Source organism: Acinetobacter sp. ANC_7682, assembly GCF_056779795.1.
In genome coordinates this window covers 75058-89862 of sequence record NZ_JBWYIQ010000006.1, presented here as the reverse complement: position 1 = coordinate 89862, position 14805 = coordinate 75058, and the positions used below count along the sequence as shown (strand labels likewise).

Genomic DNA, 14805 nt, shown 5'->3' with positions numbered 1-14805 from the left:
TTGAACATTAAAAAAAGCGCCTAACGGCGCTTTTTTTTATTTTAATGTGGCAGGATCAAGTTGAATGCCCAATTTTGTACCACCAAAATGTTTTTGAATATAATCTTCAACGTAAGGCTGATGGTAAAGATTTGAAAGTTTTTGAAATTGTGGATCATTCAATCGATCTTTACGCACTGCAAGTATATTGACATTTTCTAAAGCTTTATCAGTGACCTCTTCTTTAAATATCGCATTTGTTATTACATTTAGTCCACTTTCCAGAGCAATAGTATTTCCAATTGCGGCTAAATCCACCTCAGACAATACACGTGGTAGTTGTGCACCTTTGACCAATTTAAATTGAAGTGATTTCGGATTTGACTGGATACTTTCAAGAGTTCCAGAAATCGTATTAAAATCAGGCTTAAGTGTAATTAGCTGAGCACGCTCTAATAATCTTAATGCACGTGCTGTATTCGCCACATCATTTGGAATTGCAATTAAGGCCCGATCAGGCAAAGCAGTTAGTGACTTGTAGTTTTGAGAATATAACCCCATAGGCTCTAAATAAGTGGTCGCCAAGACAGCAAGCTTATGATGATTCAAGTCATTAAATTCTTTGAAATACGCCCAAGATTGAAATGCATTTACATCAATTTCACCATCGAGCAAAGCTTGATTCAAAGCCACACCGTCATTAATTTCTTTCACTTCAATGTCAACTTTTGCTGTTTTGGTCTGATCAGAATCCGCGATATGTCTCCAAATATCAACATCCGATCCATGTGATCCGATCACGATTGTTTGTTGTGTTTGCTTTGTTTTTTGAGGTTCAGGTTGAGCACTACATGCACTGATAATGAGAATTGCAAAAATAATAAATAAAAATTGGGCGTATTTTGACTTCATGATTTACTCGATATTGTTGTTGATTGTTTGAGTTGTTTAAATTGCGCTGGATAATATTTTTCAGTAACGTCTAGATGAGATCTAAGTCGACCTTTGATACAGTTTTCTCCCACATTTCTCAGTAAAGGATTCAGCGGATCTGTCTCTGGTCCTTGTGTAAGCGCTTTTAAATTATCTGCAAGATTTAAAAGCGGAATTTCACCAGCAAATAAATTGGGAGAAAGAAAATAAGCAACCGAATACCGATCTGCATTCGTTGGAGATATGACTCGATGTTGATTCGCAATCAAATATCCATTTGTGGCAAGCTCTAAAACCTCACCGATATTGACGACAAATGCGTGTTCAACAAATGGTACTTCAATCCATTTACCTTGATTTAAGACCTGAAGTCCTCCGATCTGGTCTTGTAAAAGTAAAGTTAAAATATTGGAGTCTTTATGAGGCCCTACACCCTGATGATTCATTTGATCAATTGGGGGATAATGAATCAGCTTGAGTAGTTCATGTGGACTGCCTGTAATCAATTGATCAAGTGCTGTGTCCTGCTGCCCCAATGAAAGCAACAAGGCTTTTAATAATTTAATTGCAACTTGTCTGAGATCTCGTTGCCATGCGGTGACTACGCGTTGAAACTCAGGCCAATTCGAAGGCCACTGATTTGGTCCCTGTAAACGTCTCCATGTCGGTCCAGTTTCAGGTTCTAATGCTGCCAGTTCAAAACCAATGTCTATTTGTTCTCTAAAATCAGGGTGCAGACGTGTAACTTCGGCATTTACTCGACTATACCCTCGAAAATGCGGGGAATGAATCATAGCGATTTCATCTTTTTGTTCTTGTGGCAGCGAAAAAAACTGCCGAGTAATACGCTGAATCTCTGAAATTTTTTCAGTTGGAATGCCATGACCCGTCAAATAAAAAAACCAATATCCTTGGCGATATGTGCAAGTCGTTGCAGAAAATCTGCTTGAGTTGATGATTGATCAAATTGACTTAAATTCAGAATAGGAAATGCGTTTAAGCTTTGTTTTAATGGTTGAGTCATGATGCACTCATCTTTCTAATACTTCATTGTATTAATGACTGAAAGATGAATGCTTTTGAAATCATTTAAATTGGATACTTATGCGTCTATAAAAATATGATTCACGTTCAATCACTTAGTCTTGCCCAGTCCACACATGATCTTTTAAAGACACGGCATTCGGAATGAGTTTAAGTTGATAAAACAAATCTGCAATTTTTTGTTGCGCCGTGACTGTATCTGTATCGACCAGTTTGGCATAAGCAGGAATATTTCTTTTTTCTAAAACCAGTTTGGTAATATTTTCGTCCAAGCTTGTACTTTGCGCCAAAATTTTTGCGGCTTGATCTGGGTGTTGATTGATCCAATCATCTACTTGATTTAATGTTTGCACAATTTTTTGGGCTTCAACCGCATGTTGTTTTAAAAATTTTGGTGAAGACAAATAGAAGCTATATGCCAATGGCAAAGCTTTTGAATCAATAAGAACACGTGTATCACCTTTAAGCGAAGCAGCACTTGCATAAGGATCCCAAATCGCCCAAGCATCGAGTGATTTTTTATCAATAGCAGCTCGTGCATCTGCAGGCGTTAACCAGACGGGTTGAATATCAGACCAGCTCAATTGAGCTTGATCTAATATTTGTGAGAGAAAGTAATGCGCACTTGAACCTTGTGTAACACCAATGCGCTTACCTTTTAGATCCTTTAAGCTTTGAATCGTACTGTCTTTGGGTAAGAGCAAGCTATGTGAGTTTTTAGATCCATTTTCATAAGCTAAATATTGAATTGGTTTACCTGCCGAAAGTGCGAAAATTACAGGTGTATCCCCTGTATACCCCACATCTATAGCACCGACATTTAATGCTTCTAGTGTTTGAGGACCTGCCGGGAATTCTTTCCATTGAATTTTCACACCAGGGAATGCCTGCTCAAAAGTTTTATTTTGTTTTGCAACGATGAATTTAAGCGCCGCTTTTTGATAACCAATATTCAAGGTTGTTAACTTTTCTTTTGATTCATCTTGACCCTTAAGCTCAGTAGGCTTTTCCTTTGAGCATGCAATGAGGCTAAAACTCAATGTCACAATGGTGCTTAGTACAAATAATTTTTTCATTGTCTTGGTAATTTTTTTGATTGGAATAAAAAAATAAGCCAAACTTCGAAAAAAATTAAATCACTATTTGCGCTTAGTTATTCAGTTCAAGATCTAAGCCATCCTGCTCATAAAATATGGTTTTATCCTTAAAAATTAAATTAATCTATTTTCAAATCAATTTTTTATTTTATCTGGCATTACAGTTTTTCTACATTCGGCCATGTTGCAACTTTAAGCGCAATGCTAGAATCTTTTAAATAAATGGATGTATAGATTAGAGCAATCCTAAATGACTGAAAACTTAGAAATACACTGCCCAAAATGCGGTTCAACTGATATTGAAAAACGCAACCATGAACAATTACTGCAAAAAACAGGTGGTGTTCTTCTTTCCGCAGCGGGTACAACTGCGGGTACTGTGGGTGGTGCTGCATCAGGTGCTTCTATTGGTGCTTCCATTGGTGCTGTTGCGGGCCCTTTAGGTGTAATCATGGGTGGCACAATTGGCACTTTTGTTGGTGCAATCAGTGTGGGTGTGACTGGTGGCTTTTTAGGTCATCGTTTTGGAAAAAAAGCGGGAGAAATTGTCGATAAGAATGTTTTCCTCGATTACCAATGCAAAAAGTGCAAACACCGATTTGAACAGAAACATATTTCAAAATAAAAGTGAGCGAGAAGCTCACTTTTTTATGCCTGATAAAATAATCTTTAACATTATTTCTTTAACATTTGCAACGCCACTTCACCTAATCGTTTCCCTTGCTCGATACACAGTGATTTTTCATCTTGGCTTAGAGATTGATCGTGTCTAGGTCCACTGACATGTGTAGCACCATAGGGTGTCCCCCCTGATTTTGTATTCGATAAAGCTGGGTTGGCATTGGTTAAACCCAAAATCAACATTCCATGATGAAACAAAGGTGGCAACATAGTCAGTAATGTACTTTCCTGCCCGCCGTGCATAGAGCCCGATGAACCAAACACACAAGCAGGTTTATTATGCAATGCACCATTGAGCCATAAACTCGTTGTTTGATCCCAAAAATATTTCATTTCTGATGCCATATTGCCAAATCGAGTTGGTGATCCTAATGCAAGTCCCGAACAATGTTGAAGATCATCCAAAGTCGCATAAATATCGCCCTCCTCTGGAATACTTGGTGCTGCTTTAGTCACTACTGTTGCCAACTGTGGAACTGTTCTAATTTTCGCAAGCATTCCAGTAGATTCAATTCCTTGAGCAATTAAATGTGCCATTTCCTTGGTTGAACCATATTTGCTGTAATACAAAACTAGAACATATGCTTGCATAAAAAGATCATCCAATGAAAAAAGAAAACTATACGGTATTTTTTTTAAAATTTGGTTAAGCTGTGCAACGAACGTACAGAATTTTAACTAAAAAATACTCGAGACTCATTATTTATGGCGGAAATCTTAAAAAAGTTACCTTTCTACAATAAAACATGGTTTCAGTTTATTTTGTTTGTACTACGACGCTTTGAAGCTAACAATTGTCGTGAGCAAGCAGGCTCTTTAACTTACACCACACTTTTCGCTGTCGTGCCGATGTTGACCGTATTCTTGGTTATCATTTCATCGATTAAAGCATTAGAACCTGCTCGGCAACAATTACAACAATTGATCTACAGTAATTTTCTGCCTAAAACCAGTATCGCGTTTGACAAAGCATTGAATGCATTTACTGACAATTCGAGCAACTTAACCATTATTGGTGTGCTGTTTTTATTCTTTACCACAGTAATGATGCTCACTAGCATTGAGACAGCATTCAATCGTATTTGGCGTGTGACAGAAACGCGTAATGGCATTATTGGTTTTATGCGCTATTGGACCATCATTTCACTGGGACCAATCCTGCTGGGTTCGGCTTTTGTGATTTCATCGACTTTAGCGTCTATGAACATCCTAAGCAATAATTTTGCAGGTTATGAATTGAATGGCACGTTTATTTTATGGGTCATCTCATTTGCACTCACCGCATTTGGTTTTTTTGCCTTGTATTGGACGATTCCAAACCGCTCTGTTCCAATAAAAGCAGCCATGATTGCTGCGATTTTTAGTGCTGTTACCTTCGAGTTACTGAAAAATTTATTCGGCTTCGTGATGACTAACTTTACCAGTTATCAGTTGGTTTACGGTGCTTTTGCAGCAGTTCCAATTTTCCTGTTGTGGATTTATCTCTCTTGGAACATCGTACTGCTTGGTGTTGAGATAAGTTATGCCCTCACAGCATTTCATACAGGTAAGACCGAAACGCGCCATCCAATTCTCATGCTTCTAGATATGCTTGAGTTATTCTATAAAAAACAAAAACAAGGTAAAACCGTAACCGATCTGGAGGCACTTGATATTTTAGGACGCGGTGAAATTGGCCGCTGGCCTAAATATGTCAATCTATTAGAACAGCAGAATATTATTAAACGTACTGATAATAATGAATATGTTTTGGTTAGAAATTTAGATCATCTGGATTTTTGGTCATTTTATAAATCATTACCTTATACGCTGCCTGATAAAAATGATATCGGACAAATCCATGAAGATGACGTATGGATGAACCGTATTGGTCCTGCACTAATTGAAGCTGATGATTATCTGGCTGCAAAGCTCTCCGTACCGCTATCGACCATACTTGAAGAAAAATAAACTCTTGCAATAAGAAAAGACCTCTATAGGTCTTTTCTTATTTCATAGATGGATTATATGGACGTGTAGATTGCCAACAAATAAGTGCGCCTAAGGTCACTAAGACACAACCGATCCAAAAGCTTATTAGAGGTTGCACATCTAGAATCAGCATCGACATCAGACTTGAAAAAATGGGCATAAAATACGTTGCCAAAATTAAAATTTTGAGATGTCCATATTGCATGCTTTGGTTCCAATTGCTGTAAGCTAAACCAATTAAGCTGCCAATGACTACCACCATCAGCCATGTCATCAAATTCAGCTCAATAAACGGTTCTCGCATCACAAAATGTACAGCCCACAATCCAACTGCAGTCATTAGAAAAAGAAATGGAACAGCATTATGACCTTCTGCATATTTCTTGGTAAATATACTGTACAAAGCCCATAGCACGGCGCCGATGAAAGCAAATGAATATGCTAATGGATTTTCAAGCACAGCCACAAATATCCGTTTCGGCTCGAGAATATCAGGATTAACAACCATCATTAACCCAAGAATGGCACATGCAAAGCCAGCAATCACCCAAATATTCGAGCTCAATTGCCGTGCAAGAATCGAAAATACAATCAGCAAAGGAGGCCAAAGATAATTAATCATTGCAATGATTAATACCTGTTCTCGATGCGTTGAAAGTGCAATCGAAATTAAAAACAGGATCTCATAGCCAACAAAAAGAGCACCACAGCCCCATAAGTATTTTTTAGGCATGAGTGAAAGCTTGGGAAAACCATTTTTCCATAACATGAACAATGCACTAAAACTATAGATCAGTGCCACCGCCTGTACCGGGCTTAATGATTCAGTTACAAGTTTCACCACCGCAACCAACGAGGCCCAAATCAAAATCGAACTTAATCCCAGCCATGTATACTGATTCAATGGAATGCTCCAATTCTTGCGCTGATTCGATCAAAATAAATTCTCAAATAACGGTGCAAAGATACAATCATAATCCCTGCAAGAACCATACAAGAACCGACCAAGAAACTCGTTTCGATCTCCTCATCTAATAGCCAGACACCAAACAACATGCCGAACATGGGGGTCAAAAACGAAAACACACCTAAGCCATTTGCTAAATAAGTTCGTAACAACCAAAACCATAACAGTAAACTTAAAAAAGACATGACAACCGCATGAAATGTTAAGCTCAGAAACGTCAGTTGTGACCAGCGCACATCTGCTTGTCCAGTCCAAAAAGCTAAGGGTAATAAAAAAATAAAGCCCCCAAGCAATTGATAAAATAATGTTTGAGTAGGCGGTGCCTCTGAAAGCGTTGAAAATTTTAAAGAAATCGTAGTCAATGCCCACATCATCCCCGCCATTAGAGCAAGAAAATCTCCCCATAAAATAAGGCTGAGTTGGCTCTGAGCTTGATCACGCACTAAAAAAGTATAAGCGATGCCAAGAAATGCGAAACAAATACCAAACCACTGCAGATTATTCAATTTTTCAGCTTTGACTTTCCAATGTAAGCCTAAAGCCACAAAAATAGGCGCGGTATAGAGCAGAACAACAGTGTGCGCAGCACTGGTGTACCTGAGTGCCTCAGCAACCAAATAAAATTCTGCAGAAAATAAAAAGGCTAACCAAATTCCAGGAACAACATAACGGTAATTGAACAGTTGTTGCACTCGTTGTCGATACAATAATGGAACGACAAGCAAGGTTGCCAAACCACAGCGCAATGCGATTTGCATCAGAGGACTAATATCAGTAGCTGCAAGTTTCAAGACAATTTGCTGTAAACCCCAGACTAAACACAATACGATCATTAAGCTTGACGCCTGAAGGTCAAGACCTCTTCGCTCACCCATGAGTGGCACTCTTCACACAAACAAGTCGTCACTATACTGCTGACTGAATTAGAATATATAATTCAAAATAGACAACAAATACATTTATTCAGGCAATTTAATATGCCAAAACGCCATCCACATGAACCATTCGTTCAGTTAGATAATTATGATCATATCCAAGAGAATCTTTGGCTAACATTCCGTAATGATCCAGCCCATTCGGAATATCCTAAACACGGTCATGCATGGGGCGAATTTATCTATGCATTTGATGGTGTAATGGAAGTTCATATTGATCAAAATCAATATTTAACACCTCCACCCTACGGAATTTGGCTACCGCCGCATCTGCATCACAGCAGTATTAATCTCACAGCTGTTTCTCATGCCACCTTATACGTGCATGAAAGCCTGTGTGATGCACTGCCCAAACAATCAGGTATTTTACTAAGCTCCCCCTTAGTGACGGCGCTACTCAATGAACTCAGAAAAACTTATTTCAAACATGATCAACCCGAATATCAACGACTCTTAATGGTTTTGCTGGATCAATTAAAAAGTTCACCCCTGCTCAAAAGCTACTTACCCCATTCTGATCATCCTGCATTACAAACGATATTTACCTACATCCATGAGCATCTCAGTGATCAGCGCCCACTGAGAGATTATGCTCAAATGGTGAATATGAGTGAGCGCACTTTATCGCGCCTATGTGAAGCTGAAATTTCGATGTCGCTCAATGAATGGCGTCAACGCTTTAAAATTACACGAGCATTAAGCTTATTGTCTGAAAATAAAACTGTTGAACATATTGCTCTAGATTTGGGCTATGCCAACGCCTCAGCCTTTATCAATATGTTTAAACGCTGGATGCACATCACGCCCCAACAGTTTCGTAAAAACATCAATTCAGACAATCTCTAGCCATAAAAAAAGGATGAACCATCATCCTTTTTAATTGAGCTTGATGCATCATTAATGCACTTGCGTAGTCCACACAAAATCTTGTTTTAAGCCAGTCAAAGTCATTTTGAGCTGATCACCCGATTCTAATGGTCCTACACCTGCAGGCGTACCCGTCATGACAACATCACCAGGCATTAAGCTGAAGTTTTGACTGATTTCTGCCAAAAGCGCTCCTAATTTAAAAATCAGTAAACCCGTATCGCCATGTTGTCTAAGTTCATCATTAATTTCGAGCTTAAACTGGACTTGATCTAATGCTGGAACCTGATCAAGCGAAATCCAATCTGCCAAAATACAAGATCCATCAAATGCTTTCGCACGTTCCCAAGGTTGTCCTTTCTTTTTAAGCTGATCTTGTTGATCTCTTAAAGTCAAATCCAAACCAAGAGTGACTGCACCTACTGCTGCTAATGCCTCTTGAGGATCCGTAACATTTTTGAGCGGTCGATCTATTCGCAATGAAAGTTCACATTCATGATGACACTGTCCCATTGCACGATTCCAATCAATCCCTTCTGCTAAGGACACCAAGCTACTCGGCGGCTTGATAAATAAGACAGGTTGATCAGGAATCGCATTACCTAATTCTTGAGCATGCGCAGCATAACTGCGACCGACACATACAATTTTTGATGGAACTGCACTCATGAAAACCTCTCTTATTTATAATTTGAGTAATGAACTCATCAAAACTTAACGTTTTTGGAATGTATTTTCAAACAGTGTTCTGTCTACATCAGACTCAAATGCACGTTTTGGAATAATGACCACTGTATGATTTTTGAGTTCAAGCATATAGGTCAATTTACCCACTACAAATTTTTGTACTTCACTGTAGGCAAATGCTTGTTTAGGACGACCACTTGAAAAAAGCTCGGCAGAGTTTTGAAACAAATCGATACCTTGTTCAGTCTTACCAAATTGATATTTTTCAAACTGACGCTTGAACATCATAGGTAAGAACCAGTAACGCATAACGATTTGTAAAAAGATAAAGAACGTGCCTAAAGCCACGTAATAGCGTCCTACACCCTCTAATCCAAGATAAAGCCCCCAAATCACGATCGCAATACTGACAAGTGGCGTTAAAAAACGCGTAAATTGTTTTTTGCCAAAAGTAGCTAATGCAAAACCATCCTGAGACTCTTGTAAATTTAAGAAGTAACGGACAGATAAAACTGGTTGAGTATCAGACATAGGGGATTCAACAATCGATTTTCTTAAGCAAAGATATTACACCACTTTACCTGAAAGCGAATTGTCGTTTTAATGAATACTGTTGATTACATCATCGTACTATTGATGAAAGCATCACACGATTTACAATGACACAAAATAAAAAGTCCAAATTCATAGTTCAGGATGAAAATGAAATACTTTAACTATCGAGCATTGTGCTTAAGCCTTATTTTTATACCTAGCTTGTCGTACAGCGCGATTATTGAATGGAAAGAAAATATACCCAGTGCGTTAAAACCATTTCAAAATAATAGTACCGAACTCGCCAGCATCGCCAAAGATCAGATTCTTATCTATGCGCACCCAAATACCCAAACATCTATTCCGACACGCAAAAAACAACCCAATCCAAATGTGAAGTTCACATCATCTGCCATCGTATTGCCTGTTAATGAAGAAAAGGTCGCCAAAACGCTTTCACAGTTTGAAAATTTTGTTGGATTATTCCCGACATTGAAATCAGCTAAAATATTAGATCAAGAAAAAAATATCACTCAGGTTCAATATAAAATTTCCATTCCAACACCGATACCAGTGCTCAACTTTAATGAGACCATAGTGTTTCAGCATCATATTGAAGCCAATAATATTTCGAGCTTGATTGTGGATGCACCTGTTCCTTATGGTCTAGGCAAATTTGAATGGTTCAAATTGGATCAGAATCATACCCTTCTAACCCTAACGCAATGGGGAGATTTAAACCAACCTAAAGGTTTTCTATTTAGCAAAGTTCTGAATGCAGTGCCTGAAGCAAAAATGGGAATTCCAAGTGGTACACATGCATTTTTACTTGAATCAATTCGAAAAAAATTAACAGCGCCTTCTTCGAGTGCGCTCAAACCAGGGCAATTTCCATCCGACCAATTAACGACAAATCAGTTGGCCAAAATCGCACAAATCAGTCGTATCACCGAACACCCTGTAAGTTTTGTCCATACACCGACAACTGTGCCTTATCAACACGGTGCCGAATCAATGCGTTTTGTGACGACGTATCAGTATTATTCACAACCAGTGCAACAATTACAAAAATGGACACAGCCTGTACATTATAAAAAGCTGTTTCCCCGCCAACTCAAATCTATTGATATCGAAACTCTAAAAGACCAAACACAATTGGCAGATTTTAAAGTTGAACTCGGGTTAGGAGTTATTCAAATTCCATTCCGATTTAAACTGAATTTTAGCTTTCCTCAGTCGAATCAGAATAGTTTTTATGCTCAAGGCGGTGATCTGAAATACATTAAAGGAAAAATGCAATTTGATAAGTTTCAACAAGGTACTTTATTGAAAATGACGAATGCAGGAAAAATAGATGAAAAAGCACCGTTCCTGATTCGTGCAGCACGGAGCTTGCCTTATCATGATGTGCTCCCTACAGTTGGGGCGAATGTCGTCTTTGCATTGAAAGTCAAAAACGAAGAGCAGAAGAAATAAGATAAAAAATAGACACAAAAAAACCGCAATTAAGCGGTTTCTTCTTTTTTTTTACATCTTATAGATGATCAAGTTGGTGCGCTCAGAGAGATTCGAACTCCCGACCCCTTAGTTCGTAGCCAAGTGCTCTATCCAGCTGAGCTATGAGCGCGACGTCTTGATGGAGTGCATTATATATGAATATTATTATTTGTTAAGTACTTTTTAATAAAATTTAAATCAAGCGAACAGTATTTATACGTAAATGTAAATTATGCCTAGATAATCAACAATTTAAGAGATGGTCAACAAGATCAATCCAAATTCCAAACAATCATGAGTTGGATTGAGGATGTTTTTATAAGAGCTAATATCTATTAATTAAAAATAATATTTGTAGAAATTTTAAAATTTATTTCTTTCTTAGGTAGCTAGTAAAATATGTTGATTTATAGCACCACTTCATTCTAGACACAAAAAAACCGCAATTAAGCGGTTTCTTCTCTTTTTTACATCTTAGAGATGATCAAGTTGGTGCGCTCAGAGAGATTCGAACTCCCGACCCCTTAGTTCGTAGCCAAGTGCTCTATCCAGCTGAGCTATGAGCGCGTACTTGAGTGTCTTACGACTTCGTTACATCGATTAACTTGATTGGTGCGCTCAGAGAGATTCGAACTCCCGACCCCTTAGTTCGTAGCCAAGTGCTCTATCCAGCTGAGCTATGAGCGCATTTCAAGTTTATCGTTGGCGGTGAGAGAGGGATTCGAACCCTCGATACCAGTAATAGGTATGCTTCCTTAGCAGGGAAGTGATTTCAGCCACTCATCCACCTCACCGTAACGAGACGCCATAATACAAACTTCGTCCCTACTCTTCAAGTGAGAATTTAAAAAATTCTATGTTTTTTGTTCAATCATATATTTTTTAAACAATTTTCAGGTTTTTTACCTTTAATCTGCATTAATTTCACTTTAATGCTGTCTATTCTGCATCTCTTTTATAATTTATGAACTAAAAACACTTTATTGCAATCATTTACGTGCAGTATTTCTCATCATGTCTTATGCTAAACATATCTTCTGATATGAAGCCAAAGACATTATGAAAAATTGGGTCGACCCTGAAGCCAAAGCGGAAGCTGAACGTTACGATAATCCTATTCCAAGCCGTGTTCTGATTCTAGAAACGATTGAGAATAAGAAAAAAGCATTGTCTCATGCAGACCTTGTGGAACACTTCGAAATTGCGGATCAAAAAAGTATTGAAGCACTTAGTCACCGTTTAAGTGCGATGGTTCGCGATGGTCAATTGACCAAAGAAGGTTATAAGTTCCAGCTTATGGCAGATCAACCTGTTCATGATGCGACCATCTATATCAATAGCAAAGGTTTAGGGGTTGCGAGTATAGATGGTAAGAAAGAAGAATATTTGTTACCTGAGCGTGAATTACGTCAAGTCTTCCATGGTGACCGAGTTAAAGTTCAACAGACCTCTGTTGACCGCAAAGGTAAACCATGGGGTTTCATTACTGAAATTACCCAACGACGCGTCAAACAAATCATTGGGAAACTCGCAGAATATGAAGGTGAATACTTCATTCAGCCAGCAAATCCAAACGCGCATCAACCGATTACCTTAGAAAAAGAACTCATTGCGCATGCGAAAGCTAAAGTTGGTGATTCTCTTCGAGTTGAAATTGATGATTTTCCAAATCGTGAAGAGTTTGCTACAGGCCATATTATTCAATCTATGGCCGACAAATCTGATACTGAAATTATTATTCCTCAAACCATTTTAGAATATGGTTTACCTTACGAATTTCCAGAAGAAGTAGTTCAAGAAGCTGAAAGTTTTAAAGAACCGACAGCACGAGATCGTCAAGGACGCATTGATTTAAGAGATTTACCCTTAGTCACAATTGACGGTGAAGATGCGCGTGACTTCGACGATGCTGTCTATGCAGAAAAACGTCCTGGTGGCGGCTATCGTGTCGTGGTCGCGATTGCAGATGTCAGTCATTATGTTCGTATTGGTAAACCTTTAGATGATGAAGCACAAGAACGCGGTACGTCTGTGTACTTCCCTCACTTTGTCTTACCGATGTTGCCTGAAGCACTTTCAAATGGCTTATGCTCACTCAATCCAAATGTCGATCGTCTCTGTATGGTCTGTGATTTGAATTTAAGTCGCGCAGGTAAAGTAACAAAATTTGAATTCTATCCGTCGGTGATGCACTCTAAAGCACGACTCACCTATGACCAAGTTGCAAAATATTTTGAAGGTGATAGTCAAGCTGTACCTGAAGATCGTACAGTGCGTAAATCACTGAATACATTATTCCAACTTTACCAAGTATTAAAAGGTTTACGTGCAGAACGCCATGCAATGGAATTTGAAACCGTTGAAACGTACATGACCTTTGATGAACTTGGTGGAATTAAAGAAATTCTACCAAGATCACGCAACGATGCTCATAAACTCATCGAAGAATGTATGTTGTTAGCCAATGTCGCTGCTGCTGAATTTGCTTTAAAACATGAAATTCCAATGTTGTATCGTGTGCATGAGCCACCTGAATTCTCACGCATTCAAAAAGTTCGCGACTTTGTTAAGTTATTAGGTTTGAAATTCCCTGATCAACCTACGCAAGCGGACTACCAAGCGGTCATTGAAGCCACTAAAGACCGTATTGATGCGCCAAGTATTCATGCTGTGCTTCTTCGCTCCATGATGCAAGCTTATTATGGGCCAAATAACGCTGGTCACTATGGTTTGGCGTATGAGGCATACACTCATTTCACCTCTCCAATTCGTCGTTACCCAGATTTATTATTACATCGTGCTATCAAAGCACACCTGAAAAATAAACCTGCACCAGTCTCAGGTGGCGCACTAGAAGAAGCCGGTAATCATTTCTCAGCAACAGAACGTCGAGCTGATGAAGCTTCTCGCTCAGTGACCACTTGGTTAAAATGCCATTATATGCAACAGCATCTTGGTGAAGAGTTTGTTGGCGTCATTAGTGCCACGGCTGAGTTTGGTCTATTTGTCACTTTAAAAGATTTATATGTCGATGGTATGGTCCATGTAAGCCAGCTTGGCGATGACTTCTTTGTCTTCGATCAAGCAAGTCAAAGTTTAGTTGGGCAAAATCGTGGTCAGACCTTCGGTTTGGGTGATGAGGTACGCATCAAGGTTGCAGGTGTCAATTTAGAAGAACGTAAGATTGATTTTGAATTGATTCAACAACTCAGCCATGCAGGTCGCGCTATTCGTAGTCGAGCACCGCGTGTCGTGAAGGAAAAACCGGTCACCAAGCAAGAAGCGTTAAATCGCATGTTGAATGAGCCTGTCGAACTCCTAAAAGATAAAGATGAAAGCGGTGAACGCCCTGTTCGTAAGAAAAAGTCCAAGGCAAAACCAAGCTCTTATTCTAAAAAATCAGACAAAAAATCTGATGGAAAAGTAAAAGATAAAGCGAAAAAGAAAGCTAAAGTGAAAAAGAAAAAGTCGAATGCGAAAGCTAAATTAGACTAAATCTTTAAAGAGCGCTACGGCGCTCTTTTTTTAAGCTTTATTTTTTAATCTATAATCAAGTGCACCGATTCTTTGTTTAGCACTTAAGTAAATAATTGAATGTATCACTTGATTTAAA

General features: G+C 38.6%; 14 protein-coding genes and 4 tRNA genes. 5 read left to right on the top strand and 13 right to left on the bottom strand.

The annotated features are described in order from the left end of the window. Positions 1 to 36: 36 nt before the first annotated feature. From AC1M9D_RS04195 to AC1M9D_RS04180, 4 genes are all read right to left on the bottom strand, one after another. Positions 37 to 891: a MetQ/NlpA family ABC transporter substrate-binding protein gene (locus AC1M9D_RS04195; protein ID WP_481611564.1), complete on the bottom strand. Its 855-nt coding sequence runs from the start codon at positions 889 to 891 to the stop codon at positions 37 to 39. Then, positions 888 to 1805: an isopenicillin N synthase family dioxygenase gene (locus AC1M9D_RS04190; protein ID WP_481611563.1), complete on the bottom strand. Its 918-nt coding sequence runs from the start codon at positions 1803 to 1805 to the stop codon at positions 888 to 890. The genes AC1M9D_RS04195 and AC1M9D_RS04190 overlap by 4 nt, the downstream gene beginning before the upstream one ends. Next, on the bottom strand, positions 1802 to 1936 hold the full coding sequence (locus tag AC1M9D_RS04185; protein ID WP_481593788.1) for a hypothetical protein: 135 nt from the start codon (positions 1934 to 1936) through the stop codon (positions 1802 to 1804). Before AC1M9D_RS04185 ends, AC1M9D_RS04190 begins: the two co-directional genes overlap by 4 nt. Positions 1937 to 2051: 115 nt before the next feature. Next, entirely contained in the window at positions 2052 to 3032 is a 981-nt protein-coding gene (locus tag AC1M9D_RS04180; protein WP_481611562.1) for an aliphatic sulfonate ABC transporter substrate-binding protein, read from the bottom strand. Positions 3033 to 3303: 271 nt separating this feature from the next. Here AC1M9D_RS04180 and AC1M9D_RS04175 point away from each other — a divergent pair, with 271 nt between their 5' ends. Continuing rightward, on the top strand, positions 3304 to 3678 hold the full coding sequence (locus AC1M9D_RS04175) for a hypothetical protein (protein WP_035265212.1): 375 nt from the start codon (positions 3304 to 3306) through the stop codon (positions 3676 to 3678). Between the two features lie 50 nt (positions 3679 to 3728). Here the strand turns inward: AC1M9D_RS04175 and wrbA are convergent, their stop codons facing one another. Next, positions 3729 to 4325: an NAD(P)H:quinone oxidoreductase gene (gene wrbA, locus AC1M9D_RS04170; RefSeq protein ID WP_481610323.1), complete on the bottom strand. Its 597-nt coding sequence runs from the start codon at positions 4323 to 4325 to the stop codon at positions 3729 to 3731. A 114-nt stretch (positions 4326 to 4439) separates the two neighbouring features. Here wrbA and AC1M9D_RS04165 point away from each other — a divergent pair, with 114 nt between their 5' ends. Next, positions 4440 to 5684 (top strand): YihY family inner membrane protein, encoded by a 1245-nt coding sequence (locus AC1M9D_RS04165; RefSeq protein WP_481586800.1) that lies wholly within the window; start codon positions 4440 to 4442, stop codon positions 5682 to 5684. A 37-nt stretch (positions 5685 to 5721) separates the two neighbouring features. Here the strand turns inward: AC1M9D_RS04165 and yddG are convergent, their stop codons facing one another. Beyond that, positions 5722 to 6609 carry an aromatic amino acid DMT transporter YddG gene (yddG, locus tag AC1M9D_RS04160; RefSeq protein WP_481611561.1) on the bottom strand — a complete coding sequence of 296 codons (888 nt, stop codon included), beginning with the start codon at positions 6607 to 6609 and terminating at the stop codon, positions 5722 to 5724. Continuing rightward, the gene (locus AC1M9D_RS04155; RefSeq protein WP_481593791.1) at positions 6606 to 7547 is read right to left on the bottom strand and encodes a DMT family transporter; all 942 of its coding nucleotides are present in this window, start codon (positions 7545 to 7547) and stop codon (positions 6606 to 6608) included. The genes yddG and AC1M9D_RS04155 overlap by 4 nt, the downstream gene beginning before the upstream one ends. 102 nt (positions 7548 to 7649) lie before the next feature. Between AC1M9D_RS04155 and AC1M9D_RS04150 the strand changes: the two genes are divergently transcribed. Continuing rightward, complete coding sequence (locus AC1M9D_RS04150; protein WP_481611560.1) at positions 7650 to 8453, top strand: AraC family transcriptional regulator; 804 nt, start codon at positions 7650 to 7652, stop codon at positions 8451 to 8453. Positions 8454 to 8504: 51 nt separating this feature from the next. Here AC1M9D_RS04150 and AC1M9D_RS04145 read toward each other — a convergent pair whose 3' ends face one another. Together AC1M9D_RS04145 and AC1M9D_RS04140 are read right to left on the bottom strand one after the other, a co-directional pair. Further along, on the bottom strand, positions 8505 to 9143 hold the full coding sequence (locus tag AC1M9D_RS04145) for a fumarylacetoacetate hydrolase family protein (RefSeq protein ID WP_481611559.1): 639 nt from the start codon (positions 9141 to 9143) through the stop codon (positions 8505 to 8507). A gap of 45 nt (positions 9144 to 9188) precedes the next feature. Continuing rightward, entirely contained in the window at positions 9189 to 9692 is a 504-nt protein-coding gene (locus AC1M9D_RS04140; protein ID WP_035265193.1) for a YcxB family protein, read from the bottom strand. Between the two features lie 171 nt (positions 9693 to 9863). Here AC1M9D_RS04140 and AC1M9D_RS04135 point away from each other — a divergent pair, with 171 nt between their 5' ends. After that, a complete protein-coding gene (locus AC1M9D_RS04135) occupies positions 9864 to 11171 on the top strand; it encodes an SRPBCC family protein (protein WP_481611558.1) in 1308 nt (435 codons plus the stop codon). A 74-nt stretch (positions 11172 to 11245) separates the two neighbouring features. On the opposite strand, the gene AC1M9D_RS04130 is transcribed toward AC1M9D_RS04135, so the two are convergent. From AC1M9D_RS04130 to AC1M9D_RS04115, 4 genes are all read right to left on the bottom strand, one after another. Beyond that, a tRNA-Arg gene (locus AC1M9D_RS04130) sits at positions 11246 to 11322 on the bottom strand. Between the two features lie 360 nt (positions 11323 to 11682). Then, a tRNA-Arg gene (locus AC1M9D_RS04125) sits at positions 11683 to 11759 on the bottom strand. 43 nt (positions 11760 to 11802) lie between these two features. Then, positions 11803 to 11879 (bottom strand) — tRNA-Arg (locus tag AC1M9D_RS04120). 16 nt (positions 11880 to 11895) lie between these two features. Further along, positions 11896 to 11986, bottom strand: a tRNA-Ser gene (locus tag AC1M9D_RS04115). A 262-nt stretch (positions 11987 to 12248) separates the two neighbouring features. On the opposite strand from AC1M9D_RS04115, the gene rnr reads away from it, so the two are divergent. Then, positions 12249 to 14687, top strand: coding sequence for a ribonuclease R (rnr, locus tag AC1M9D_RS04110; RefSeq protein WP_481611567.1), 2439 nt, complete (start codon positions 12249 to 12251; stop codon positions 14685 to 14687). The last annotated feature ends 118 nt before the right edge of the window (positions 14688 to 14805 follow it).

What these genes read in the sequence shown, in the direction of transcription:
- AC1M9D_RS04135 (WP_481611558.1), top strand. Translation starts at nt 9,864, where the DNA reads ATGAAATACTTTAACTATCGAGCATTGTGCTTAAGCCTTATTTTTATA.
- AC1M9D_RS04155 (WP_481593791.1), bottom strand. Translation starts at nt 7,547, where the DNA reads ATGGGTGAGCGAAGAGGTCTTGACCTTCAGGCGTCAAGCTTAATGATC.
- AC1M9D_RS04180 (WP_481611562.1), bottom strand. Translation starts at nt 3,032, where the DNA reads ATGAAAAAATTATTTGTACTAAGCACCATTGTGACATTGAGTTTTAGC.
- AC1M9D_RS04165 (WP_481586800.1), top strand. Translation starts at nt 4,440, where the DNA reads ATGGCGGAAATCTTAAAAAAGTTACCTTTCTACAATAAAACATGGTTT.
- AC1M9D_RS04175 (WP_035265212.1), top strand. Translation starts at nt 3,304, where the DNA reads ATGACTGAAAACTTAGAAATACACTGCCCAAAATGCGGTTCAACTGAT.
- AC1M9D_RS04195 (WP_481611564.1), bottom strand. Translation starts at nt 891, where the DNA reads ATGAAGTCAAAATACGCCCAATTTTTATTTATTATTTTTGCAATTCTC.
- AC1M9D_RS04150 (WP_481611560.1), top strand. Translation starts at nt 7,650, where the DNA reads ATGCCAAAACGCCATCCACATGAACCATTCGTTCAGTTAGATAATTAT.
- AC1M9D_RS04145 (WP_481611559.1), bottom strand. Translation starts at nt 9,143, where the DNA reads ATGAGTGCAGTTCCATCAAAAATTGTATGTGTCGGTCGCAGTTATGCT.
- AC1M9D_RS04185 (WP_481593788.1), bottom strand. Translation starts at nt 1,936, where the DNA reads ATGACTCAACCATTAAAACAAAGCTTAAACGCATTTCCTATTCTGAAT.
- wrbA (WP_481610323.1), bottom strand. Translation starts at nt 4,325, where the DNA reads ATGCAAGCATATGTTCTAGTTTTGTATTACAGCAAATATGGTTCAACC.
- AC1M9D_RS04140 (WP_035265193.1), bottom strand. Translation starts at nt 9,692, where the DNA reads ATGTCTGATACTCAACCAGTTTTATCTGTCCGTTACTTCTTAAATTTA.